Origin of the sequence: Mesorhizobium loti R88b (assembly GCF_013170845.1) — a bacterium.
GTDB lineage: Bacteria > Pseudomonadota > Alphaproteobacteria > Rhizobiales > Rhizobiaceae > Mesorhizobium > Mesorhizobium loti_B.
In genome coordinates this window covers 1,879,595-1,903,736 of record NZ_CP033367.1, presented here as the reverse complement: position 1 = coordinate 1,903,736, position 24,142 = coordinate 1,879,595, and the positions used below count along the sequence as shown (strand labels likewise).

The 24,142-nt window shown below is 63.6% G+C and carries 25 protein-coding genes; 12 read left to right on the top strand and 13 right to left on the bottom strand.

Going from position 1 to position 24,142, the window contains the following annotated elements; translation table 11 throughout:
- The first annotated feature begins 25 nt into the window (after nucleotides 1–25).
- From EB235_RS09305 to EB235_RS09295, 3 genes are all read left to right on the top strand, one after another.
- Complete coding sequence (locus EB235_RS09305; protein ID WP_027031263.1) at nucleotides 26–967, top strand: threonine/serine dehydratase; 942 nt, start codon at nucleotides 26–28, stop codon at nucleotides 965–967.
- 117 nt (nucleotides 968–1,084) lie between these two features.
- Complete coding sequence (locus EB235_RS09300) at nucleotides 1,085–3,673, top strand: TIGR02302 family protein (protein WP_027031264.1); 2,589 nt, start codon at nucleotides 1,085–1,087, stop codon at nucleotides 3,671–3,673.
- Nucleotides 3,674–3,720: 47 nt separating this feature from the next.
- Nucleotides 3,721–4,092 (top strand): glyoxalase superfamily protein, encoded by a 372-nt coding sequence (locus tag EB235_RS09295; protein ID WP_027031265.1) that lies wholly within the window; start codon nucleotides 3,721–3,723, stop codon nucleotides 4,090–4,092.
- A gap of 97 nt (nucleotides 4,093–4,189) precedes the next feature.
- On the opposite strand, the gene EB235_RS09290 is transcribed toward EB235_RS09295, so the two are convergent.
- Nucleotides 4,190–5,053 (bottom strand): LysR family transcriptional regulator, encoded by an 864-nt coding sequence (locus EB235_RS09290; RefSeq protein WP_032926507.1) that lies wholly within the window; start codon nucleotides 5,051–5,053, stop codon nucleotides 4,190–4,192.
- A gap of 216 nt (nucleotides 5,054–5,269) precedes the next feature.
- On the opposite strand from EB235_RS09290, the gene EB235_RS09285 reads away from it, so the two are divergent.
- The gene (locus EB235_RS09285) at nucleotides 5,270–6,220 is read left to right on the top strand and encodes a DMT family transporter (RefSeq protein ID WP_027031267.1); all 951 of its coding nucleotides are present in this window, start codon (nucleotides 5,270–5,272) and stop codon (nucleotides 6,218–6,220) included.
- Between the two features lie 9 nt (nucleotides 6,221–6,229).
- Here the strand turns inward: EB235_RS09285 and EB235_RS09280 are convergent, their stop codons facing one another.
- The 4 genes from EB235_RS09280 to EB235_RS09265 all read right to left on the bottom strand — a co-directional run bounded on the left by EB235_RS09280 (nucleotide 6,230) and on the right by EB235_RS09265 (nucleotide 9,662).
- Nucleotides 6,230–7,831 (bottom strand): tetratricopeptide repeat protein, encoded by a 1,602-nt coding sequence (locus EB235_RS09280; protein WP_027031268.1) that lies wholly within the window; start codon nucleotides 7,829–7,831, stop codon nucleotides 6,230–6,232.
- 126 nt (nucleotides 7,832–7,957) lie between these two features.
- On the bottom strand, nucleotides 7,958–8,329 hold the full coding sequence (locus EB235_RS09275) for a response regulator (RefSeq protein ID WP_027031269.1): 372 nt from the start codon (nucleotides 8,327–8,329) through the stop codon (nucleotides 7,958–7,960).
- A 119-nt stretch (nucleotides 8,330–8,448) separates the two neighbouring features.
- On the bottom strand, nucleotides 8,449–8,991 hold the full coding sequence (gene hpt / locus EB235_RS09270) for a hypoxanthine phosphoribosyltransferase (RefSeq protein WP_027031270.1): 543 nt from the start codon (nucleotides 8,989–8,991) through the stop codon (nucleotides 8,449–8,451).
- Between the two features lie 23 nt (nucleotides 8,992–9,014).
- Nucleotides 9,015–9,662: a hypothetical protein gene (locus EB235_RS09265; protein ID WP_027031271.1), complete on the bottom strand. Its 648-nt coding sequence runs from the start codon at nucleotides 9,660–9,662 to the stop codon at nucleotides 9,015–9,017.
- 189 nt (nucleotides 9,663–9,851) lie between these two features.
- Between EB235_RS09265 and ftsE the strand changes: the two genes are divergently transcribed.
- From ftsE to EB235_RS09250, 3 genes are all read left to right on the top strand, one after another.
- Complete coding sequence (gene ftsE / locus EB235_RS09260) at nucleotides 9,852–10,511, top strand: cell division ATP-binding protein FtsE (protein ID WP_027031272.1); 660 nt, start codon at nucleotides 9,852–9,854, stop codon at nucleotides 10,509–10,511.
- The gene (locus tag EB235_RS09255) at nucleotides 10,504–11,490 is read left to right on the top strand and encodes a cell division protein FtsX (protein ID WP_027031273.1); all 987 of its coding nucleotides are present in this window, start codon (nucleotides 10,504–10,506) and stop codon (nucleotides 11,488–11,490) included. The genes ftsE and EB235_RS09255 overlap by 8 nt, the downstream gene beginning before the upstream one ends.
- A 122-nt stretch (nucleotides 11,491–11,612) precedes the next feature.
- Nucleotides 11,613–12,338, top strand: a complete 726-nt coding sequence (locus EB235_RS09250) for a YdcF family protein (RefSeq protein ID WP_027031274.1) — start codon at nucleotides 11,613–11,615, stop codon at nucleotides 12,336–12,338.
- 17 nt (nucleotides 12,339–12,355) lie between these two features.
- Here the strand turns inward: EB235_RS09250 and EB235_RS09245 are convergent, their stop codons facing one another.
- Both EB235_RS09245 and EB235_RS09240 read right to left on the bottom strand, forming a co-directional pair.
- On the bottom strand, nucleotides 12,356–12,988 hold the full coding sequence (locus EB235_RS09245; protein WP_027031275.1) for a pyridoxamine 5'-phosphate oxidase family protein: 633 nt from the start codon (nucleotides 12,986–12,988) through the stop codon (nucleotides 12,356–12,358).
- A 25-nt stretch (nucleotides 12,989–13,013) separates the two neighbouring features.
- Nucleotides 13,014–13,484 carry a DUF1348 family protein gene (locus EB235_RS09240; RefSeq protein WP_027031276.1) on the bottom strand — a complete coding sequence of 157 codons (471 nt, stop codon included), beginning with the start codon at nucleotides 13,482–13,484 and terminating at the stop codon, nucleotides 13,014–13,016.
- A 118-nt stretch (nucleotides 13,485–13,602) separates the two neighbouring features.
- Here EB235_RS09240 and EB235_RS09235 point away from each other — a divergent pair, with 118 nt between their 5' ends.
- Together EB235_RS09235 and EB235_RS09230 are read left to right on the top strand one after the other, a co-directional pair.
- Entirely contained in the window at nucleotides 13,603–14,505 is a 903-nt protein-coding gene (locus tag EB235_RS09235) for a LysR family transcriptional regulator (RefSeq protein WP_027031277.1), read from the top strand.
- Nucleotides 14,506–14,629: 124 nt separating this feature from the next.
- Nucleotides 14,630–15,418 carry a lysophospholipid acyltransferase family protein gene (locus EB235_RS09230; protein WP_027031278.1) on the top strand — a complete coding sequence of 263 codons (789 nt, stop codon included), beginning with the start codon at nucleotides 14,630–14,632 and terminating at the stop codon, nucleotides 15,416–15,418.
- A 21-nt stretch (nucleotides 15,419–15,439) separates the two neighbouring features.
- Here EB235_RS09230 and EB235_RS09225 read toward each other — a convergent pair whose 3' ends face one another.
- From EB235_RS09225 to EB235_RS09215, 3 genes are all read right to left on the bottom strand, one after another.
- Nucleotides 15,440–16,066, bottom strand: a complete 627-nt coding sequence (locus EB235_RS09225) for a LysE family translocator (protein ID WP_032925581.1) — start codon at nucleotides 16,064–16,066, stop codon at nucleotides 15,440–15,442.
- Nucleotides 16,067–16,158: 92 nt separating this feature from the next.
- The gene (locus EB235_RS09220; RefSeq protein ID WP_027031280.1) at nucleotides 16,159–17,106 is read right to left on the bottom strand and encodes an aldo/keto reductase; all 948 of its coding nucleotides are present in this window, start codon (nucleotides 17,104–17,106) and stop codon (nucleotides 16,159–16,161) included.
- Nucleotides 17,107–17,289: 183 nt separating this feature from the next.
- The gene (locus EB235_RS09215; protein ID WP_051429689.1) at nucleotides 17,290–18,264 is read right to left on the bottom strand and encodes a GlxA family transcriptional regulator; all 975 of its coding nucleotides are present in this window, start codon (nucleotides 18,262–18,264) and stop codon (nucleotides 17,290–17,292) included.
- Nucleotides 18,265–18,415: 151 nt separating this feature from the next.
- Here EB235_RS09215 and EB235_RS09210 point away from each other — a divergent pair, with 151 nt between their 5' ends.
- Entirely contained in the window at nucleotides 18,416–19,396 is a 981-nt protein-coding gene (locus EB235_RS09210; protein WP_027031281.1) for a quinone oxidoreductase family protein, read from the top strand.
- On the opposite strand, the gene EB235_RS09205 is transcribed toward EB235_RS09210, so the two are convergent.
- Nucleotides 19,386–19,916 (bottom strand): gamma-glutamylcyclotransferase, encoded by a 531-nt coding sequence (locus EB235_RS09205; protein WP_027031282.1) that lies wholly within the window; start codon nucleotides 19,914–19,916, stop codon nucleotides 19,386–19,388. The two genes, EB235_RS09210 and EB235_RS09205, sit on opposite strands and share 11 nt — an antisense overlap.
- Before the next feature lie 135 nt (nucleotides 19,917–20,051).
- Here EB235_RS09205 and EB235_RS09200 point away from each other — a divergent pair, with 135 nt between their 5' ends.
- Together EB235_RS09200 and EB235_RS09195 are read left to right on the top strand one after the other, a co-directional pair.
- A complete protein-coding gene (locus EB235_RS09200) occupies nucleotides 20,052–21,050 on the top strand; it encodes a DUF2125 domain-containing protein (protein ID WP_027031283.1) in 999 nt (332 codons plus the stop codon).
- A gap of 7 nt (nucleotides 21,051–21,057) precedes the next feature.
- Nucleotides 21,058–21,981, top strand: a complete 924-nt coding sequence (locus tag EB235_RS09195; RefSeq protein ID WP_027031284.1) for a sugar kinase — start codon at nucleotides 21,058–21,060, stop codon at nucleotides 21,979–21,981.
- Nucleotides 21,982–21,987: 6 nt separating this feature from the next.
- Here the strand turns inward: EB235_RS09195 and EB235_RS09190 are convergent, their stop codons facing one another.
- Both EB235_RS09190 and hisC read right to left on the bottom strand, forming a co-directional pair.
- Nucleotides 21,988–22,923, bottom strand: coding sequence for a prephenate/arogenate dehydrogenase family protein (locus tag EB235_RS09190; RefSeq protein ID WP_027031285.1), 936 nt, complete (start codon nucleotides 22,921–22,923; stop codon nucleotides 21,988–21,990).
- A gap of 39 nt (nucleotides 22,924–22,962) precedes the next feature.
- Entirely contained in the window at nucleotides 22,963–24,072 is a 1,110-nt protein-coding gene (gene hisC / locus EB235_RS09185; protein ID WP_027031286.1) for a histidinol-phosphate transaminase, read from the bottom strand.
- Between the last annotated feature and the right edge of the window lie 70 nt (nucleotides 24,073–24,142).

The window sequence follows — 24,142 nt, the reverse complement described above, 5'->3', positions numbered from 1 at the left end:
CGGGATTTCATACGAGGAACAGATTATGTCGCAGGGCAACACCATCACACGCGAGCGCATTGCCGCGATGGAACCGCGCATCCGCCCCTATGTCAGACACACACCGGTGTTGCGCGTCGACATGGCCGACTTCGACCGGCCGCCGCAGGTGGTCGACCTGAAGCTCGAATGCCTGCAGCATTCCGGCTCGTTCAAGGCGCGCGGCGCCTTCACCAATCTTCTGGAAAGGCCGGTTCCCGCGGCCGGTGTCGTCGCCGCATCGGGCGGCAATCATGGTGCCGCCGTTGCCTATGCCGCCAAGCGGCTTGGCCACAAGGCGACCATCTTCGTTCCCGAAGTGAGCCCGCAGGCCAAGCTGGACCGCATCCGCTCCTATGGCGCCGACCTGGTGGTCGGCGGCGCCCGCTATGCCGAGGCGCTGGCCGCCAGCGAACGTTTCGCCGAGGAAACCGGCGCCTTGCAGATCCACGCCTTCAACCAGGAGGAAACGCTGGTTGGCCAGGGCACGCTCGGGCTCGAAATCGAGAACGACCTGCCTGAGATCGACACGCTGCTGGTCGCCGTCGGCGGTGGCGGGCTGATCGGCGGCATCGCCGCCTGGTACGCCGGCCGCATCCGCATCATCGCCATCGAGCCCGAGGGCGCGCCGACGCTTCATCGCGCCTTCGAGGCCGGACATCCCGTCGACGCGCCGGCGGAAGGCATCGCCGCCGATTCGCTGGCGCCAAAGCGCGTCGGCGAAATGATGTTCCCGATCGCCGAAGCCTTCGTCGAACGCTCCATCCTGGTCAGCGACGACGACATCGTCGCCGCCCAGAAGGCGCTGTGGAACCGGGTGCGCATCATCTCCGAGCCGGGCGGTGCCGCCGCCTTCGCCGCAATCCTGTCCGGCCGCTACACGCCGGCACCGGGCGAACGCGTCGCTGTGCTGGTCTGTGGCGCCAACGCGAACCCCGCTACGTTCTGACCTGAAACCATTCGGCCCGGCTTCACGTTTTTTCAAACTGCCTCGCCTTTGCCGTGTTTGCTGGTATTCTTCGAGTCGTGAGGATCGGGCTATCCTGTCCGATTCCAGGAAGGGCCGATGACGGAACGACCCACCTTCAGCAACGATCGCGGCCTGGCTGGACGCCTAGCCCTGAGCCGGCTGGCGACACGGGTCTCGATGATGGTCGAGCGCGGCTGGCCGCTGCTGCTGCCGCTGATCATCGTCGGCAGCCTGTTCCTGAGCATTTCCTGGCTCGGCATTTTCTCGCGGCTGCCGGATGCGGCGCGCATCGGCCTTGTCGCGGCGTTCGGCCTGGCAGGGCTGGCAGCGATCTATCCACTGCGTTTCTTCCGCATGCCTGGTGCCGCCGAGGTCGATCGCCGCATCGAGGCCGCCAACAAACTGCTGCACAGCCCGGTGCTTGTGCAAACCGACCGGCCAAGCGGCCGGGAAAGCAGCTTTTCGCAGGCGCTGTGGCGCGAACACCAGAAGCGCATGGCCGGAAAGCTCGACAGGATCAGTGCCGACCTGCCGCGCACGCGCGTGCCGGAACGCGACCCGTGGGGGCTGCGCGCCGTGGCGGCACTCCTGCTTGTCACCGCCTTTGCCTTCTCCTTCGGGCCGACCGGCGGCAGGATAGCTGACGGCTTCAGCGCCCATGGCGCACACGATGCCGTGCCGCCACGCATCGACGCCTGGGTGACACCGCCGGCCTATACCGGCAAGCCGCCGATCTTCCTGACCGCAGATGCCAACCAGGCAACGCCGACTTTTCATGTGCCCGAGGGTAGCGATGTCTCGTTGCGCGTCACCGGAGGCTCGGGCGAAGAAACGCTTGCCTATGCCGACAAGGATGGCAATGCGCGCGCCATCGACCCGGCAAGCCCGCAGGCCGCGACCGCCAAGCCTGCCGCCAGCCCGGCAACACCGTCCCCCGCCTCTCCCTCGAAGGTTCGCCAGTTCACCGGCAAGCTGACCGGCGACGGCACGCTGACGCTGAAGTCGGGCGAAGACCAGCTTGGCCGCTGGGCCTTCGCCGTGATCGCGGACAAGCCGCCGCAGATCCGCTTCGTCGGTGAGCCCAAGCGCGCCGCCAACGGCGCCTTCGAACTCAACTACCAGATCGAAGACGACTATGGCGCCGCCACCGCCAAGGCGGTCTTTGCTCTGGCCGACCCGCAGGCGCCGGACGCACACCCACTCTATGGCCCGCCTGAGATGCCGCTGACGCTGCCGCGCCGCGGCGGCAAGTCGAATGCGGCCAAGACCACCAAGGACCTGACCGAGCATGTCTGGGCCGGCAACAGCATCAAGCTGACGCTGGTCGCCACCGACGACGCCGGACACACCGCCTCGAGCGAGACCAAGACACTTATGATGCCCGAGCGGCCGTTCGCCAACCCGCTGGCTCGGGCGGTGATCGAACAGCGCCGCTTGCTGGCGCTCGACGTCAATGCCAAGCCACGCGTGTTCGACCTGATCGATGCGATCACGCTGCGGCCGGAAGACACGTTCGACAACATGTCCAACTATCTCGGCATCATGAGCGCGCGCAGCCGGCTGAAGCTTGCCGACAGCGACGACCAGTTGCGCAATGTGGTTTCCTATCTCTGGGAAATCGCGCTCGGCATCGAGGAAGGCAACCTATCGGCCGCCGAGAAGCGGCTGCGCCAGGCGCAGCAGGCGCTGCAGGATGCGATCAAGAACGGCGCCAGCGACCAGGAAATCGAAAAGGCGATGAAGGAACTGCGCGAGGCGATGAACCAGTTCCTGCAGGAATTCGCCGAACGCGCCAAGCAAAACCCGAACGCGCCGCAAATGCAGCAGAACGGCCAGGAACTGCGCCAGAGCGACATCGACCGCATGATGGACCAGATCGAGAACCTGGCGAAATCAGGCGACCGCGACAAGGCCCAGCAATTGCTGTCGCAATTGCAGGACATGATGAACAATCTCCAGGCCGGCCGTCAGCAGCAGGGCGGCGAGCAGGACAGCCAGATGCGCCAGCAGATGGACAAGCTTGGCGATATCCTGAAGCGCCAGCAGGAGATGATGAACGACACCTTCCGCATGGACCAGATGCAACGCGGCAAGAACCCCAACGATCAGCCCGGTGGCGGCGAGGACCAGAACTTGCCGGGGGTTGGCCAGAACGGTGATCCACCCGCCAGGCCGAAGCCGATGACGCCGCAGGAATTCGCCGATGCGCTGAAGCAGCTGCAGGAGGGCCAGGGCCAGCTGAAGAGCGATCTCAATCAGCTGAAGAAGAGCCTCGAAGGCATGGGCATGGAGCCCAATGAGGGATTTGGCGAGGCCGGCAAGTCCATGGGCAACGCCGAACAGGCGCTTGGCGAGGGCCAGGGCGACGAGGCCGTTGGCCACCAGGGCCGGGCTCTTGAGGCGCTACGCAAAGGCGCCAAGGACATGATGAAGCAGATGCAGGCCATGCAGGGCGACCAGGGCGGCAGCCAAGAAGGTGGCCGCCAGCAGGACGCCGACCGTGACCCGCTCGGCCGGCCGCGCGCGAGCCAGGGCCCGGATTTCGGCGATTCCGTGAAAGTGCCCGACGAGATCGACGTCCAGCGCGCCCGCCAGATCCTGGAAGCGATCCGCAAGCGGCTCGGCAACGCGCTCAGCCCCGACATCGAGCGCAGCTATCTGGAACGGCTGCTTGAACTGAAATAGGGATCGCCACCCCCCGCCCGAAACCCCTCTCGAACGATTGCGACACCATGCCGACGCTCGGTATCGTCACGCCCATCCTGCGCATCTTCGATATTGCCAAGGCGCATGAATTCTATGTCGGCTTTCTCGGTTTCGAAGTGCAGTTCGAACACCGCTTCGAAGACAATGCGCCGCTTTACACTGGCGTCTCCCGCGACGGCTGCATCTTGCATCTGAGCGAACATCATGGCGACGGCACGCCGGGCACTCACATCCGGATCGAGGCGACCGACATCGCGGGGCTACACCGCGAGTTGACCGCCAGGAAGTACCGCTTTGCCGGGCCGGGGTTGGAGGAGACACCTTGGAAGACGAAGGAGGTCACGGTCGACGATCCGTTCGGCAATCGCCTGACCTTCTATGAGGATATGAGAGACTAGAGCAATTCCAGGAAAAGCGCGTAGCGCTTTCCCTTGGGAATTGCGTCAAAACAAAGAGTCAGAGCGGGTCGCCGTTTCCGTGAAACAGTGAACTGCTCTAACCCTGCCTGTTGACGAACGCCTCGCGGATCGCCTCTTGCATGCCGTCGATCGCCTCGCCCGACGCATTCGGGTTGCGATGCATCACCACATTGGATGAATCGATGTCGCCGAACCCGTCGGCGGACGTCAGTTCGCGGCAGCCATCCGGAATGTTGCTGCGCGAGATCGGCGCGATCGCCAGTCCTGATGTGACGGCGAGCTTCAGGCCGCCGGTTGTGTCGCTGGTATAGGCGACACGATAGGCAAGGCCGCGCTGCTCCAGCGACTTGATGGCGAAGTCCTTGCACCAGCTGACCCGGTTGTAGAGCGCGATCGGCACCGGGCGCTCCTCATGCATGTGATGCAGGCTCGATGTCACCCAGACAGTTGGGTCGTGCATCAGCACTTCGCCGCTGGAAGGGTCCTGCCATTCGAACACCACGCACAAATCGAGTTCGCCGGCGGCGAGCGCCGCGATCTGCGCCTCCGAATGCGCATAACGCACGGTGACCTCGACCTTGGTGTGACGCTTCGAGAATGCGCCGAGCGCGCGCGACAGGATCGCGTGGCCATATTCTTCCGGAATGCCGATGCGCACCGGCCCGCCAAGCGGCGCTGCCGCCATCGACGCCGCCGTTTCGTCGAGCAGCGAGACGATGCGGCGGGCGTTGACGATGAGTTCGCCGCCACGCCGCGTCAGGGAGACGCCGCGCGAGCCGCGCTCGAACAGGCTGTCGCCGACCAGCTCCTCGAGCTTCTTCATCTGCATCGACACCGCCGACTGGGTGCGGCCGGCCTGCTCGGCCGCCCTGGTGAAATTGCCGGCCTCGGCAATGGCGACAAAGGTGCGCAAGAGATCGCTGTCGAGGGTTGGACGCATGATTTCCATCATAAGCAAATTTGATTGCTGGTATCATTCCAATTCGTTTGCAACATGTCAAACGCCGGAGGATGGTTGCTTCACCCATTGGATATGCGGCTGCGAAATCAGCGGCGGACCAATAAAGAGTCCTCACTCGTGCCCGCTGCCCGAAACGGTGGCGGGTTCTTTTTACCCCGCAGGCGACAGCTTCGGACCATAGGAGCCGGAACGCAGATGCAGAATAGGATGGTGCGCGGCATCCTGAGCCTGTGCCTGGGCGTGCTGGTTTTCTCCCTGCAGGACCCGCTCGTCAAAGCCGTGTCGAGCGGTTACCCGGTGACCGAGGTGATGGCGATCCGCTCGATCGTCGCCCTGCCGATCCTGATCGTCCTCGTCCACGCCGATGTCGGGCTGTCGGCAATCCTGTCGAAGCGGTTCGGCCTGCTGACGATCCGCGCCTTCATCCAGTTCACCTCCTACACGGTGTATTATCTGGCCATCGCCGCCCTGCCGCTGGCCGACGCCGTGGCGCTCTATTTCATGGCGCCCCTGTTCATCATGGCGCTGGCCGGCCCCTATCTTGGCGAACGCGTGTCCCGGCGGACGCTGGCGACCGTGCTGATCGGACTGGTTGGCGTCATCGTCATGGTGCGTCCCGGCGCCGGGCTGTTCGACTGGGCGGCATTGCTGTCACTGGGCTCGGCGGCGCTCTACGGCTTCTCGCAGTTGATGGCGCGCAAGATCGGCGATACCGAATCGTCCACCGTCATGGCCTTCTATCAGAATGGCGCTTATCTCATCGGCGCTGCCCTGGTCGCCGGCACATTCCATCTCGCCGGCATAACCCACGCCGTCCACCCCAGCGTCGAATTCCTGGTGCGGCCGTGGATATGGCCGACGCTGCCGGATTTCCTCAAGATGGCCGCCTGCGGTTTCGTCGCCTCCGCCGGCATGATCCTTCTATCGCAGGGTTACAGGCTGGCGCCGGCCAATCGCGTCGCTACCTTCGAATACACCGGCATTCTGTGGTCGCCGCTCTGGGGTTTTCTGTTCTTCGCCGAGGTGCCGCGGTCGACGACAGTGATCGGCGCCGCCCTGATCATCGGCGCCGGCCTGCTTGCGCTCAACACAGAACGGCGCAAGAGCGCGGCACCTGTGCTTGCCACAACCAGCGACACCGTATGAGGCCGCACCTCAGCCGGACAGAATTTCGATGAAGCGCTGGACGATTGGCCGGGTTGGCGAGTTGGTCTTGTCCAGTTCCAGAAACTTCTTGTAGGCGGCGATTGCTTCGGGCTTGCGACCGGTGTCGCGGTAGCTGTCGCCGAGCGCGCTGTAGATATCGGCCTTGTCAGGCGCCAGCTTCACCGCCGTATCCAGCGCCTCCAGCGCCTCCTTCTGCTGGCTGAGCGCCTGCAGGCAGCGGGCATATTCCAGCCAGTAGCCAGCATTGCCGGGCTCTATGGTCTTGGCGCGATCGTAGCGCTGCGCCGCGGCATCCCATTTGTGCAGCAAGGCCAGGAGATTGGCGTCCTGCGCCTGCGCCTCGGCATTTTGCGGCGAATAGTCGGCGGCGTCGCGGAAAACCTTTTCCGCCTCTTCATAATTGCCGTCGCCGATATACATCGACGCCAGATAGGCGAAGGCCACGATGTAGCCGGGGTCGAGTTCGAGCGACCGGCGCAACAGGGCAACGCCTTGCTCCTTGCGCCCGCGATCGAGCTCGATCTTGCCGGCCTTGGCATAATAGCGCGGATTTTCCGGGTCGAGGTCGGCCGCCTCTGTCAGGAATTTTATCGCATCGTCGGGCTGCTTGCGGGCCATCGCTACGTCGGAGAAACCTTCGACGGCAAGCGCATTGCCTGCATCGCGGCCATGCACCTCGTTGAACTCAGCCTGGCCTCCGTCAAGGTCGCCGGAGACACGCAGCACATTTCCCAGATTGAGGCGCGCCGGCAGAAAACCGGCATCGAGCGCGATCGCTGCCTTGAAATCCTCGATGGCCGCCGGCAGGTCGTTGGCATTGTAGCGGATGAGGCCGACGAGATTGTAGGCCCATTTGGCATCCTTGTGGTGCGAGCGGATCAGCCGCCGCGCCAGCGTGGTTGCCCGCAGCGGCTCCTTTTCGGCATCGGCCGCAATGGCGATGAACGGATCGAGCGTCGCCATGATGCTGGAAGCGGCGTCGGCGAAATATTCCCGCTCGGACCGGTCGCCGATCGGCGGCAGGTCGATGATCTCGACCGTGTCGCGCACGACCCGCAGCCGCAGACGCAGGCCGGAGCGGCCGCATGCCTCGTCGGCACAGACGAACTCTCCGGAAATGCGCGTCTCATACGCGTTGAACAGCCGGCGCACGTGGAAAATCAGCGATTCGATCGAGAAGCCCGAATCGGGAAAGGAAAACTCGACGCGGCGCGATTGCGGGATGGCGCTGATGCTTGCCTTGCTGGTCTTGGCCTTCGCGGTGACGTCCTGCAGCCCGTCCCACACCCGGCTTGCCGCGACATCGGCGGTCAGCCCTTCCTTGCTCAGCGTCTCGGGAACGGCGATGGGTTCGATGACCACCTCGTCGCGACGGAACTGGCTGACCAGCACCGGAAACACGACGATGACGGCGACCAGGAAAAGCGCGTTTAGGAAAATGCTGCGAACCGTCGTCGACCACGTGTCGAAGCCGGAAAGTGAAAACCTTTCGCGCAGGCGTCGCCGCTGCTCCGGCGGTGATGCCGGCGCCTCCGCGCTTGCAGGCTGTTCGTCCGCCGTCAATTCAACCTTGCGACGCTGACGCGCCATGCCACCCACCCCGACTTGCCCCGGATCATATTAGGGGATGCGAAGATAGATTGTCACGTGGCACGGCTTTTTTGCGACGGCGTGGTTACCGCCACGCAGGCCTAGCCCACCAGCCAGATGTTCAGCCTAAGCGAAGCAGGCGATCGCCTTGTCCACCCGGGCGCGGATTTCGGCCAAGGTGAACGGCTTCTGGACGACATCGAGGATGATGCCGTCCAACTCCTCGGCGCGCTCGCGCTGGTCGGCGTAGCCGGTCATCAGCATGATCTTCATCGCCGGAAAAAGGGCGGCCGCGGCGATCGCCATCTCGATGCCGTCCATCTCCGGCATGCGGATGTCGGAGACGACAAGATCGTAGCCGCCATCCGCGGCGCGTATCATCGCCAGGCCTTGAGCGCCGTCGGCGGCAATATCGATTGCGTGACCGGCGCGTTCAAGGGCGCGGGCTGCGAGGGTGCGGACGGACTCATCGTCCTCGACGATTAGAAGCTTTGCCATGGCCGGCAATTTGGCCGCGAAAAGTTGACTTTTTCTGAAAGCCCCCAGCGTTCGACCAGGCTAATTTTTCCGGCACCGTTAAGGGCTTTTTCAGAATTCGCCGGTGCCAGGCGCTCGTCTCACGCATCGCCTTTCACAACACCCACGAACGGCAATTCGCGAAAAGCGTGCGCGACGTCCATGCCATAGCCGACGACGAAATAATCGGGGCAGTCGAAGCCGACATAGTCGGCGACGAGCGCGGTCTGGCGGCGCATGCGCTTGTCGAGCAGCACCGCGATGGAACAGCTTTTCGCGCCCCGCGACAGCATCAGGTCGCGGGTGAAGGTCAGCGTCTTGCCCGATTCCAGAATGTCGTCGATCAACAGTACGTCGCGGCCGGCGACCTCATTGTCGATGTCGCGCAGCACCCTCACCTCGCCGCTGGTGGTGCCGGCGCCGTAGCTTGAAATGAAGATGAACTCGACTTCCGGCGACAGGCCGACATCATGCATGGCGCGGATCAGGTCGGCGGCGAAGATGAACGAGCCCTTCAGCACCGAAATCACCAGCAGATCGTGATAATCGTGCTCGGCGATCTCCTTGGCGAGTTCGAGATTGCGGCGCGCGATCGCCGACGCCGAAAACAGGACCTCGATGTCCTTGTCGCGTACGATTGGCATTGGTGGTCTTCCCCGGTGATTGCCTACTCAGCAAAAGTGACCAAAACGGTCCTCACGCCGTTCTTAGGCACGTCGAGCCGGCTGGCAAAGCCGAATCTTTCACCGGATGCCAGCGAGTGGCCGGATGTCCCCAACGTATAGCGTGTCAAACGTCCGTCATTGCCAGTCACCCGGATTTCGAGCGGCGGCAAGGTCGCCGGAGCCGTCCCATCATTGGCGGCCTCGCCATCGACGAACAACACCGGATTGGCTCCGGAGACATCGACGCGTGAGGTGACGCCTGAAATGGTCAGCGCCGACGCTTGCGCGCCGGTCAGGAACGGTGACTGACGCACCAGCGCATGCCCGCCCGAGACCCAGAAGGCGGCAAGGGCGGCACCGATGCCGGCGATCCAGAAGATCGGCCCGCCGCGCGAGGCTGGTGGCCGTTCCGCCGGCGCTTCCGGCTTGCGCAGCATGTCCATACCCTCGATGGACGGAGTGACAATCGCCCGCGGCGGTGGCGAAGGGCTTTCGACTGCAGGAACTGGCCGAGGCATCACGATATAGTCGGCATCGACGATGTCGCTCGCTGGACCGCGCATCATCAAACGGTCCGCCGCCGCAATAGGCGCCGGATCGGTCATGATTTCGCCGGAAACCGGGCGCGCGGTTCGTTCGTCAGCCATCATGGCCCCAGTATTGCGCGTGTTCGCTTTTCGTTTCTTTTGCGTAAACATAAATGGTTAACGCTTCCCCACCGGAGCCGTCGTGACAAGCCGAAACAGCACAGGAATTAACTGCCGGTTAACCATGCCGGCCGATGGTCTTTTCACAGAGCAGGCCGCCTCGCCGCGGCCAGGAAATTCAGGTCGTCGAAATTGATTCGCTTCGAAAATGTCGGCCTCCGCTATGGCATGGGTCCGGAAATCCTCCGCGACATTTCCCTGCATATACCGGAGCGCTCCTTCCAGTTCCTGAGCGGACCTTCGGGCGCCGGCAAGACGACGTTGCTGCGCCTTCTGTTCATGTCGCTGAAGCCGACGCGCGGCCTGATCACCATCTTCGGCAAGGACCGCTCGCGAATCTCGCGCGCCGAGCTGCCGCACCTGCGCCGCCGCATCGGTGTGGTGTTCCAGGATTTTCGCCTGCTCGACCACATGACCACCTATGAGAACGTCGCGCTGCCGCTGCGCGTGCGCGGGCGCGAGGAGGCAAGCTACCGCACCGATGTCACCGAGCTGTTGAAATGGGTGGGGCTTGGCGAGCGCATGCATGTGCTGCCGCCAGTTCTGTCGGGCGGCGAGAAGCAGCGCGCCGCGATCGCCCGCGCCCTCATCGAGCAGCCGGAAATCCTGCTCGCCGACGAGCCGACCGGCAATGTCGATCCGCCGCTGGCGCGGCGCCTTTTGCGGCTGTTCCTCGAACTGAACCGTCTTGGCACCGCCGTGGTGATCGCCACCCACGATCTCGGCCTGATGGAGCAGGTCGATGCGCGCCGCTTGATCCTGGCCGGCGGAAGGCTGGACATCTATGACTGACCTCTCCGCCGAGCATCTCGAAGAGCAGGACGCCGAGGCGGCCGAGGCAAAGCCCCGCGCGCAGCGCCGGATGGCGCCTATCGTGCCGGCGCAAAACATTGCCGGCCGCGCCCTGGTTCTGGTCATCGCCATCATGACCTTCCTGTCCTGCCTGACTTTTGGCGCGGTGACGCTGGTGCGCGACACAGCCTCGGTCTGGGAGAACCAGATCTCGCGTGAGGCGACGATCCAGGTCAAGCCGGCCGACGGCCTCGACATGGAGGCCGCCCTTGCACAGGCCTCGCAGATCGCCGGCGAATTTCCGGGCGTCAAGTCGACAAGGGTCATCGACCGCGAGGCGACGGCAAGATTGCTGGAGCCATGGCTGGGCTCGGGTCTCAACATCGATGAGTTGCCGGTACCGCGCCTGATCATCGTCACCATCGACGAGAACAGCCCGCCCGACTTTGCCGCCATGCGCGCCGCGATCACGCCGAAACTGCCGAGCGCATCGCTCGACGACCATCGCACCTGGGTCGATCGTCTGGTGGCCATGGCCCGCACCACGGTGACCATCGGCATTGCCGTTTTAGCGCTGATGCTGTCGGCAACGGTGCTGACCGTGGTGTTCGCGACCCGCGGCGCCATGGCTGGCAATGGCCACATCATCGAGGTGCTGCATTTCGTCGGCGCCGAGGCGGCCTTCATCGCGCGCGAGTTCCGCCGGCATTTCCTGGTCACCGGCATGAAGGGCGCGGCTGCCGGCGGCGCAGCGGCGGTGCTGGTCTTCATCGTCTTTTCCTGGTGGTCGTCGCGCAATATGGCGACGCCGCAAGCCGACCAGGCGACTGCCTTGTTCGGCAATTTCGCCATCGGCTCGATGGGCTATCTTGGTGTCGTCCTCATGGTGCTGGTGATCGGCGCCCTGACGGCGGCAACCTCGCATGCCACCGTCGTCGCCTATCTGAGCGACATCGACGTTCGCCAGCCCGACGCATGAAGAGGGAGAGCACTTTTACGGGTGGCGGTGGGGACAGAAAGCAGGGCGATCACGGACGGAGAATTGGCGTAACGCAAAGTGCGTCTTTCACCTACCCAAGGCCGCATTTCAGGATTAACCATATGGTTATGGACGCGCGGGATTCGACCGGGACGGCTGGACAGATGCCAGTGGTGGTTGCTCCTTTGCGCGACCACGGCGGGGTTAGCCGTTTAAAGACCGCGCTGCGGATATCCGCGCTCTCGCTCCTCGTCCTCGCAACCTTGTTTGCCGGCGGCTTCGGCTGGTTCGCCAACAAGGTCGCCCATCTGACGACCCCCGCCAATCCGGCCAAGGCCGATGCCATCATCGTGCTCACCGGCGGCCAGTCGCGCCTCGATGCGGCGATGGATCTGCTGGCCTCCGGCAAGGGCGAGCGGCTGTTGATCAGTGGCGTGCATCCGTCGGCCAGCCGTCGCCAGCTTCAGGCGGCGACCGGCGGCGACAAGAAGCTGTTTTCCTGCTGCGTCGACATCGACCGAGCCGCGCTCGACACGATCGGCAATGCCGAAGAAAGCGCCAAATGGGTGGAGAACCATGCCTATGGCACGGTGATCCTGGTCACCAACAACTACCACATGCCGCGCAGCCTGCTGGAAATGGGCCGGTTGCTGCATGGCGCCAAGCTGGAGCCCTATCCGGTGGTCAACTCGAACCTCGACGATGGCAGCTGGCTGACCAAACCGCAGGCGTTGCGCGTGCTGTTCACCGAATACAACAAGTATCTCTTGGCGCTCGCGCGCGGCATCCTACCGATCAAACCAACGCCGGACGGTCTTGCGCTCGCCGAAACTGCGGCTGGCGGTTAACCTTTCACGGCATTTCGCTATTCGCTGCCGCCAGCTCTGGTCGCGCCCTTGAGGCGTGCGATCTCTTGCTCGAGGTCCTGAATGCGCCTGTCCCGTTCGCCAAGTGCCGTCGCCACATCGGCGGCCTCGAACCGCTGCGGAATGTGCTGCGGGCAATTGGCATCCCAGGTCGAAACGGTGAACAGGATGACCTGTTCGGGCCGCGCCTTGTAATTCTGCGGCATCAGACTTGCCATCAGCTCCGCATCGTTTTCGACCACACGCGCCGTGCCCCAGATCTTGACGCGCTGACGCAGCATGTAGTCGATCAGGAACAGGAAGGCTTGCGCATTATCGGCCAGGTTGCCTTGCGTGATGAACTGCCTGTTGCCGGCAAAATCCGCGAAGCCGATGGTCTTTTCGTCGAGCACCTTGAGGAAGCCCGCAGGGCCCCCGCGATGCTGGATGTAGGGCTGGCCCTCGCCATTGGCCGTCGACAGGAAGACGCTGGTCTGCCTCTCGATGAAAGCGGCAAGGTCCGGCGTGATCACCGATTGCCAACCGCCACGCTCCTCGACGCGGGCGTAAGACTGGCGCGATCCTTTGCGTGCCTGGATCGCCTTGACGCTTGGCGTGAAAGCGACGTCGCTGGTGAAAGCATGCGCGTTCATCGAAACCTCCTAGGCCAGACGGGGTTTAAAGCCCGAGTTCCGACAATGTCGGGTGGTCATCCGGGCGGCGCCCGAGCGGCCAGTGATATTTGCGGTCGGCTTCCGCGATCGGCAGGTCGTTGATGCTGGCGATGCGCAAGCGCATCAGCCCATGCTCGTCGAACTCCCAGTTCTCATTGCCGTAGCTGCGGAACAAGGAGCCCGAGTCGTCGCGCCATTCATAGGCAAAGCGCACGGCGATGCGGTTGCCGTGGAAGGCCCAGACTTCCTTGATCAGCCGGTAGTCGAGCTCGCGGCTCCATTTGCGTGTCAGGAAAGCCTGGATGGCATCGCGGCCTTGCAGGAATTCGGCGCGGTTGCGCCAGCGGCTGTCCGTCGTGTAGGCAAGTGCGACCCGTGCCGGATCACGCGAATTCCAGGCATCTTCCGCCATACGCGCCTTTTGCGCTGCGGTCTCGGCGGTGAAAGGCGGAAGTGGCGGGCGGCTATCAGACATGCGAACTCCTTTGCTGGACCATGCTGCAGACAGGCCCACGGCGCTGATATAACGCCTTCCATTCTTGAAATGCAGATGGCATATTTGCAATCTATCCTTCCGTTTTCTGGAAGAAGCTATGGATCGTCTCGAAGCCATGTCGCTCTTTGTCGCCGCGGTGGAGGCCGGCAGCCTTTCCGCCGCGGCCCGCCGTTTCGGCATTCCGCTGGCGACCGTCAGCCGCAAGGTTTCCGATCTGGAACGCCATCTCAACACAAGGCTCCTGAACCGTTCGACGCGCCGGCTGACACCGACCGATGCCGGCGAGGCCTATCTTGCCGCCTGCCGCCGCATTCTTGACGATGTCGGCGAGGCCGAGCGCGCGGCGGCCGGCGAATACAGCGCTCCGACCGGGGAACTGGCCATCACCGCGCCGGTCGTGTTCGGTCGCCTGCACGTGCTGCCGGTCATTACCGGTTTTCTCGCGGCCTATCCCGACGTGGACATCCGCCTGACCCTTGGGGACCGCATAACCCAACTGGTCGAGGACCATTTCGACCTCGCGCTGCGTATCGGCCAGTTGCCCGATTCGAGCCTGGTCGCCATTGCCGTCGGCTCGATCCGCCGCGTCGTCTGCGCCAGCCCGGCCTATCTGGCCGAACACGGCACGCCCGCGATCCCCGAAGATCTGAACACGCACAATTGCATCACCTTCGAGGGACTTTCCTCCGCCGCCCCATGGAGCTTCACCAGAGGCAAGATGGAAGTCACGGTTCAGGTCCGCTCACGGCTTCAGGTCAATGCCGCCGAGGCGGCGATCGATGCCGCGATTGCCGGCGTCGGGCTGACAAAGGTTCTGTCCTACCAGGTCGATGCCGCGGTGCGGTCCGGCGCGTTGCGCATCCTGTTGCGGGAGTTCGAGCCGGAACCGTGGCCCGTCAGCCTGGTGCATGCGGGCCACGGCCTGCTGCCGGTCAAGCTGCGCGCCTTCCTCGATTTCGCGGCTCCGCGTCTGAAGGAGCGGCTGGAGCGCTTGGGATAAAGTGACCGCAGGCCGGCCCCCGCAGCGAGCCGTGCTTCAGCACCGGTTGGAACACGCTTCGAGCCATTTCCATTTTGCCCGCGCTTGGTGTAACCAACGCACACTTCCTCACCGGACCTCCCCCATGCTCTATGTCAGATCGCTGGCGTTCAACTTCGTCTTCTACGTCAATCTGATCGTCCAGATGATCCTCTGGACCCCCTTCTATTTCCTGTCGCCCCGTCACCTCGCCTGGTTCGTGCCGAAATTCTGGTCACGCACCTGCATGTGGCTCTATGACAAGATCGCCGGCACCAGGAGCGAAATCACCGGGCAGGAAAACCTGCCCGAAGGCTCCTTCATCCTGGCGCCCAAGCACCAGTCATTCTGGGACGCCATCGCTTTCTTCCCCTTCCTCCAGGACCCGCTCTACATCCTGAAGCGGGAACTCACCTGGATCCCGTTCTTCGGCTGGTACATCATGAAGATGCGCATGATTCCGGTTCATCGCGGCAGCCGTTCGAAAGCGCTGAAGGCAGTGGTCGCCGCGACCAAGGCGGAGATGGCGCGCAACCCGCGCCAGTTGATCATCTATCCCGAGGGCACCCGCCGCGCGCCGGGCGACGAGCCGGCCTACAAATACGGCATCGTCGAAATCTATGCGCAGCTTGGCGTGCCGGTGGTGCCTGTCGCCCATGTCGCCGGCCTCTACTGGCCGCGCCGCAAATTCCTGCGCTATCCCGGCACGGTCAAGGCGCGGTTCCTGCCGCCGATCCCGCCCGGCCTCGGCAAGGACGAATTCATGGCGCGGCTGATCGGTGAGACGGAAGCTGCCTGCGACCAGCTTCTCATCGAGGCGTCCCGCGCAACGAACCCGCCAGCCATGCCGCCGACGGCGGTGAAGCGATTGCAGGAGCTCGGCGCGAAAGGCTGAACAAGCTGGTCGCCGAAGCAATCAGCCGAACACCGCCAGCGCGGTGGTCAGCACCAGCGTCGCGGCGAACACCAGGTTGATGATGCGGGACGCCATGGGTCTGCGCAGAAAGCGTGCGAATGCCGCTCCGGCGAGAAGCCACACGGCGTGGATTATCACGATCATTACCGCCAGGACCGCCAGCTTCAACCATAGGCCAAGTTCGGCACCGCCCTGTTTCGAAGAGGCGCCGGCAAACACGGCCGCGATCGCCACATAGGCTTTCGGATTGGCGACAGCCAGGAGAAACCCGGCCAGCCATGTCGGGCGCGAGGCTTCAGCGTCGCGTGCCGCCAGCGGTGGGGCTGTGGCAATCTTGAAGGCGAGATAGAGAATGTACGCCGCCGACGCCAGCAGCAGCAACGGCGCCAGTTTCGGCATCGACGTGAGCACTGCCACGACCCCGGTTGCCACAACCAGCAGCACTGCGATCGTGCCAAGGATGATCCCGCAGGTATAGCGCAACGAGTGACGCAGGCCGAAGGCGGCCCCAACGGCGGTAACGCTTATTGTTGCCGGCCCGGGGCTGCCCATGACGACGGTGGCGGCAAGTACCAGAGCGAGCAATTGCCGCCAGAAGTCTGGTTGCGAAAGGAGCGGCTCACTCATCTCATGCCTTCAGTCCTGCCCTTGTTCGAGAGAACGGTAGGGCAAGACTGAAGGATCGTCTTGGACGTTCGTGCGTCCGGCTGCCGAAGGTGTTAGCCGCTCGCCTTGTCGAGTTCGGCCATGTCGTCGGCAGTCAGTTTCAGCGACACTGCCTTGATCAGGCTGTCCATCTGATCCGGCTTGGTGGCGCTGGCGATCGGTGCAGTGACACCTGGCCGCGCGATAACCCAGGCAAGCGCCACTTCCGCCTGCTTGGCGGAATGCCTTGCCGACACTGCGTCGAGTGCGGCCAGGATGCGTGTGCCGCGCGCATTGAGATAGTCCTTCACCCCGCCGCCGCGCTCGCTTTGGCCAAGATCGGCTTCGCTGCGGTATTTGCCGCTCAGGAAACCCTTCGCCAGGCTGAAATAGGTGATGACGCCGATATCCTCGGCCACACACAGATCGCGCAACGGCCCATCGAAGGAGGAGCGGTCGTAGAGATTGTATTCCGGCTGCAGCACTTCGTAGCGCGGCAGGCTGCGCAGGCTCGCGACATCGAGTGCGGCGCGCAACTGGCCGGCGTCGAGGTTCGAACAGCCGACATGGCGGACCTTGCCTTTGGCGAGCAGCTTCTCATAGGCGCCGAGCGTTTCCTCATAGGGCGTGGTTGGATCCGGCCAGTGCGACAGATAGAGGTCGATGACCTCGGTCTGCAGTCGCTTCAGCGAGGCGTCTACGGCCTTTTCGATATAGGCGGCGGAGAGATCCTTGTGCCCCTGCCCCATATCCGAGCCGACCTTGGTGACCACCACGACCTTGTCACGGTTGCCACGGTCCTTCATCCAGCTGCCGATGATGGTTTCGGATTCGCCGCCCTTGTGGCCGGGAACCCAGCGTGAATAGGCGTCCGCCGTATCGACGGCGTTCAGTCCGGCGCCGACGAATCGATCAAGCAGATCGAAAGAGGTTTTCTCGTCGGCGGTCCAGCCGAAGACATTGCCGCCCAGAACCAGCGGCGCGATGGAAAGGTCGGTGCGACCGAGACGGCGTTTCTGCAAGGCGGATCTCCGGGATGATTTGAGGCGGGCGAAATGCCCGCCGGCTGATGTTCGAGGTCTAACCTAGGTCTTGCCCTATCGAGGTCAAAGGGCTGGCAGCCTTTTTTCGCAGAGCCAGCGCTTCACAAAGGCGCTATCCGGCGCCAGCCAGTGGCACGGATGCCGGGTTGGGTTCTTCGCACATCAGATAGTTGCAAGCTCCTGATTCTGACGCCGGTATTCACCTGGCGGCAGACCTACCGCGCGGGCAAACAGGCGGCTGAAAGATGCCGCATCCTGGTAGCCGACCTGATAGCAGACTTCGAGAACACCAAGCTTTGTGCTCTCCAGCAACGTCTTGGCCGCTTCTACGCGTTGATCCTGAATCCAGCGTCCAGGCGTGGTGTGCAATTCCTCGGAGAACCGGCGCGCAAGTGTCCTTGGCGTCAGTCCCAGCCCCCTGCAGAGAAACGCAAGGTCCAACCGCCGCAGATGCTTCTTCGACAACGCTTCGATCCGGTCGCGGAACGGTTCCGGCAATGGCTGGCCCGGCAACGGAAATTCATAAGGCGTCTGCACCTGCCGCGATGGCGGCAGCACCAGGAGCTTGCGCACAAGGCGTTCTTCCTCGGCAAAGCCAAGGTCCCTGAGCAGTGCCCGGCCGAGTTCGAGGCCGGAAAAGCCGCCACCGCAAGTGTAGATGCGGCCTTCCTGGACAAGGACGCGGGAAGCGTCCCAGCGCACTTTGGGGAAACGGCGACGTGCATCGGTCTTCAGCCACCAAGAAATCGTCGCCCGCTTGCCATCGAGCAGGCCGGCATCGGCAAGGAAATAGCCCGCACCGCAATGGCCGGCGATGATGGCATTCTCACGCTGCGCCCTGGCTATGATCGGTGCTGCATGGCGGCTCTCGTCCTCCAGCGAGGCGACCAGGTCCGGTATCTGCATGCCGGGCATGGCGAGCAGGATCAGCACGTCCATTCGCCGCGACGGCTCGCGCTGCGTCTGAAACGAAATCCCTGGCGTGGTGGCGGCATCCGCCTGCCGCGCCACGAATTCGAAGGAGAGCACCCGTTCGCGGCGGATGGTGTTCACCAGGTCGAACATCTCGACGAGGGTCGCGGCGACCGCTGAATAGAAGGTCGACGGCAGCCAGATCACGACGTGGACGGGGCTCATCAGAATCCTCGAATTCCATGCGGCTCGACGAATTTGGCAGTTTTAGCACATAGATTGTCAAATCTGCCAATTCTGATTTCCCCGAAGCAATCCTAGCGTCCCGGCACAGTCGGCGCGGCTGTCGCGCCGGGGCTCGCCATTGGAGGCTGACATGAAAGCAATTGTGTTCGACACGATCGGCTCGCCGCGTGACGTGCTCTACCTCGACGATATTCCGGTTCCCCGGATCGGCGACAATGAGGTGCTGGTCAGGATGGTTTCGGCCTCGATCAACCCGGGCGATTTCCTGTTCATCGAAAATCTCTACCCGGAGCCGAAGAAGCCGGTCTTTCCCAGGCAGGTCGCCGGAAATCATGGCGCCGGCATTGTCGAGCAGGTCGGTGCCGGTGTCGGCCTGCAGCCCGGCACGCTGGTCGCCTTCAGCTACTACAACAGCTGGGCCGAATATGCCGTTGTTCCGGTCCAATGGCTGATCCCGTTGCCGGCGGACTATCCGCTCGAACGTGCCGCGCAGATGGTCAATCCGATTACCGCATGGGATCTGCTGGACGATACCCGGGTCCAGCCGGCTCAGTGGCTCGCCGTCACCGCCGGCTATTCATCGGTATCAACAATGGTCATGCAATTTGCCCGGCGGCGCGGCATCAATGTCTTGTCCGTGGTGCGGCGCGTGCATGACGGACTGGACCTGAAAACGCACGGCGCGGCCGCCGTCCTTGACCTCTCGAAGCTTGAGGCCGGGATTCGGGAAACGGTTCTGGACCTGACGGGAGGCGCCGGGTTGAACGGCGTCATCGACAATGTCGGTGGCCCTGTCAGCGGCGAACTGATCCGCTGCCTCGCGCTCGGTGGCCAGATGGTGATCAATGGCGGTATGAGCGCGGAACGCTATGAACTGCACAATTTCGATGTGCTGCTGAGCGGCCTCCAGATCAAGGCCAACATCTATCGCTACTTCTTTTCACCACCCGCCGAAGCCGACGGCCCGATCCTGCGCAGGATTATCGACGTCTTCGGCCAGCCGGATTTCCATGTTCCGGTCGGCGGGCTTCATCGGCTGCCGTCGTTCGAGCTTGCCGTCGCCAACAGCCTGGACCGCGCCGATTTGGGAAAGCAGATCTTCACGATGTGACGTCGGGGGCGACCTGCCTGGCCACCTCCTCAAGCCAGTGATCGCGAATGCCGAGCGCCTCGAGGTGTTCGAGCGTGCTGAGCACATAATCCTCATTGTTGCCGGATTGGCCGACCGAGCCCCGCACCACAGCCGCCGCATGGGCAGCGTCCAGCGCGCCGGCATATTGCTCATGCTTGCGGTCGGCGATGTAGGCCACCGCCTCGACCGTACCGCCGCTGTCGAGGCGAATTTTGAGCATGCGCTCGAGATAGACTGAGGTGACCAGCTCGCGCTCGCGCAGATAGGCAATGACCTCGTCGCGCAATTCCCCGGGCACACGGAAAGCGAGCCCAATGCAGGAACCGCCACGGTCGAGGCCGAGCACCAGCCCCGGCCGCTGGCGTGTACCGCGATGCACGAAGGAATAGACGCAAAGCGAGCGCCGGTAGCCATAAAGGCGCGCGCGTTGTGTTTCGACATGTGCGAAACCCGGCCGCCAGATCAGCGAACCGTAGCCAAACACCCAAAAATCGCCCATATCGCCGCGCCTGATTGCAAAAGATTGCCGACACCGCATCCGAATCGGTGTTTTTTCCGTCCGTGTCTGTCTACCTATTGTTGTCGGAATCGAAGCTCCGTCCACCAATACCCGTGCGTTAATGAGAGCCAAAGCATGACGTCAAGTGACGAACGCCAACCAAAGTCCCGCCGTGGCCTGTTCTGGCTTGTGGCGTTCATCGTTGTGCTGTTTGCCATCTACAGCGGCGGCTGGTTCTATCTGGCTGACCGGGTCAGGAGCGAGGCCGACAAGGCGGTTGCCACGCTCAACAAGAGCGGCGTCGAGGCCGGCTGCGCCAACCTCCAGGTCAGCGGCTATCCCTTGAGCTTCACAGTCTCCTGCGACAACCTTGCTTACGAGGACGATACCAGGAACATTGCCGCCTCGGCCGGCAGTTTCAATGCGGTAGCCCAGATCGTCCAACCCTTGTCGCCGGTTGCCAATCTGCGCGGTCCACTCAGAACCTCCGTCCCCGGCATGACGCCGCTGTGGATCGACTGGGACAATCTGCAGGCCAATGTCAAATTGTGGTACCCGCTGCCGCAGCGTATATCGCTGCAGGTCGACGGGCTGTCGGGCCAGACCGATCCGGCTGACGACACCGATCCGGTCGAGCTGTTCAGCGCCGGCAAGGCGGCGGGCCAATTGCAGCCGAATGGCGGGGACCTCGACTATCTCGGCAGCTTTGGCGATCTCGAGATCGACCCCGACGCGATCGGCGGGCGCGTGCTGCCGGCGCTTGACGCCAGCGGTGACGTGTCCCTGAAGAACGGCCTTGCGCTGATCGGCACGCAGGTGAAAAGCCTGCGCGGCCAGAGCATCCAAATCCGCAACCTCGATTTGTCGTCGGGGACTGCGCGTGTCACCGTTTCCGGGCCGCTGTCGGTCGACACCGAAGGCCTGATCGACGCCGATCTGATGATCAAGATCAAGGATCCGAAGGCCGTGGCAACTATTCTTGCCGGCGCCATACCGGAGCAGAAGAACGCGATCCAACAGGGGTTCGCCGCGCTGGCCATGCTCGGCAGCGAACCGTCAATGCCGTTGAAAGTGAACAAGGGCAAGGCTTCGCTCGGCTTCATCCCGCTGGGCAAGATCAAGCCGGTGCAATAGCGCTGCCATGGCAAGACCTGTGAGGCTCCTGAGTGTCGGTGCATTGACGCTGGACACCATCCTGCGCGTCGAGACGCTGCCCACGCATCAGGGAAAGTTCATCGCCTCCGACGGTGTCCAGATTGCCTCGGGCATGGCCACGAGTGCTGCCTGTGCCGCACGGCGCCTGGGCGCCGAGGTGTCGCTTTGGGCGAGCGCCGGCGATGATTCGGTCGGCGGTCAGCTGGTTGCCGGGATCGAGGCCGAAGGCGTCGATTGCAGCTATGTGCGCCGCGTCCCTGGCGCCCGCTCGGCGCTGGCCTCGATCGTGGTCGATGCCCATGGCGAGCGCATCATCGTGCCTTTCTACGACAGGCGCGCCCAGGCCGATCCCGAGGCATTGCCGTTTTCCGACATCAGGGCGTTCGATGCCGTGTTGGCCGACGTGCGCTGGCCGGGTGCCGCGGCGCTTGCCCTGAAAGCGGCGCACGCCATCGGCCGACCGGCGATTCTCGATGCCGACACCGCGCCGCTGGCGGTGCTGGAGCAACTGTTGCCGCTGGCTTCTCACATCGTTGCCTCCGAGCCGGCGGTCCGCATCATATGCGGCCAGGCGCTCGATCTGCAGTCCGCTTGCACCGACCTCGCCTGCCGCACCGACGCATTCGTGGCGGTCACCGGCGGCGCGGCAGGCACCTGGTGGTTCGATCGCGCTGCCAGATCATCCCGTCATGTCGCGGCGCCAAAAATCAAGGCGGTCGATACGCTGGCTGCGGGTGACGTCTTTCACGGCGCCTTTGCCGTCGGACTGGCGGAAGCCATGCCGGTCGAGCAGGCCTTGCGCTTCGCCAGTGCCGCCGCCGCGCTCAAATGCCAGCGCTTCGGCGGCCGGCTGGGTGCGCCGGAGCGGGCCGAGACGCTGGCCATGGTCGCCGCAACCTGGCCTGCTTGAACAGACTTAGTTCTTGGCGGGATGCTCGACCGCCTGGCGGCCAAAATCGGGCACGTCGATGTCCTGGCCGGCCTCGATGATCGAGCGGCGCACGGCCCGGGTGCGGGTGAACAGGTCGAACAGCTTGTCGCCGTCACCCCAGCGGATCGCCCTTTGCAGGAACGCCAGATCCTCCGAAAACCGCGCCAGCATTTCGAGGATGGCGTCCTTGTTGTGCAGGCAGACGTCGCGCCACATGGTCGGATCGGAGGCGGCAAGGCGGGTGAAATCGCGGAAGCCGGAAGCCGAATATTTGATCACTTCGGACTTGGTCACCGACTGCAGATCGTCGGCGGTGCCGACGATATTGTAGGCGATGATGTGCGGCAGGTGCGAGACGATGGCCAGCGTCATGTCGTGGTGCTGCGGGTCCATCGTGTCGATGTTGGCGCCGCAGCGGCGCCAGAATTCCGACAGCCTCTCCAGCGCGTCCGGATCGGTGTCCGGCAGCGGCGTAAAGATGCACCAGCGATTGTCGAACAGGTCGGCAAACCCTGCATCTGGACCGGATTTTTCGGTGCCCGCCAGCGGATGGCCAGGAATGAAATGGACGCCATCAGGCACATGCGGCTGCATCTGCGCGATGACCGAGGCCTTGGTCGAACCGACATCGGTGAGGATAGCACCCTTCTTCAGCGCCGGCGCGATCTCCTGCGCCACCGCGCCGGACGAACCGACCGGCACCGAGACGATGACCAGGTCGGCATCGCGAACCGCTTCCTTCGCATCGGTCGTGTAGGAATCGCCGAGCCCAAGTTCCTCCGCCCGCGCCAGCGTCGCAGCACTGCGGGTCGAGATGGCGACATGGCCGGCAAGGCCCTCGCGGCGGATGACGCGTGCCAGCGACGAGCCGATCAGGCCGATGCCGACCAGCGCGATCTTTTCAAACATCGGTGATGTCATGGCGTTCAGCTTTCGGGGTGTTCCAGCTTTTCGAGCATTCTAGCTCTTCAGGAATGTCGTGAGCGCGGCGACAACGCCGCGATTGGCTTCTTCGGTGCCGACGGTCATGCGCAGCGCGTTGGGAAAGCCGTAGCCTGAAACGCGCCGCAAGATATAGCCGCGCGCGGTCAGATAGTCGTCCGCCGCGGCCGCGGAGTGCTTCTTGTCGTCGGGAAAATGGATGAGGAGGAAATTGCCGACGCTGGGTGTCACCCGCAGCCCGAGCCCGGTCATCTCCGCGCTCAGCCAGGTGAGCCAGGTCTCGTTATGCGCCACGCTGCGCTCGACATGGGCGCGGTCGCGGATCGCCGCGACACCGGCCTCGATCGCCGTCGTGTTGACGTTGAAGGGACCGCGCACGCGATTGATGGCGTCGACGATGTGCATCGGACCATACATCCAGCCAATGCGTGCGCCGCCCAGGCCGATCTTGGAGAAGGTGCGGGTCATCACCACGTTCTCGGCGCCGCCGACCAACTCGATACCGGCTTCATAATCGTTGCGGCGGACATATTCGGCGTAAGCGGCGTCGAGCACCAGCAGCACATTGCGGGGCAAGCCGGCATGCAGGCGGCGCACCTCCTGGAACGGCACATAGGTGCCGGTCGGATTGTTGGGATTGGCGAGGAACACGATCTTCGTGCGCGGCGTGACGGCGGCCAGCAACGCATCGATGTCGGCGCGTTCCTCGGTCTCCTTGACCACAACCGGTGTGGCCCCGGCCGACTGGATGTAGATCTTGTAGACCATGAAGGCGTGTTCGGTGAATATGGCCTCGTCACCGGGTGCAAGATAGGTCTGTGCCAAAAGGCCGAGGATCTCGTCGGAGCCGTTGGAGCAGATGATGTTCTGGGCATTGAGGCCGTGCACCTCGGCGATCGCCTCGCGCAACCGTCTGGCAGTGCCGTCGGGATAGATATCGAGCTTTCCGGCAATCTCCCGCGCGGCTTCGATCGCCTTCGGTGAGGGCCCGAGCGGATTCTCGTTCGACGACAGCTTGTAGACCTTGGCGACACCGGCAGGCGCCGTGCTCTTGCCGGGCACATAGGCGTCGATGTCCATGATGCCCGCGCGCGGGGTTGGACGTGCCTGATCCGATGTCTGGTTCATTTTTTGCAAAATCCGTCGAAAATGCCTCCAGCCGGAGGCCGCAGCGGAAATACAAGCCATGGCCCGCAAT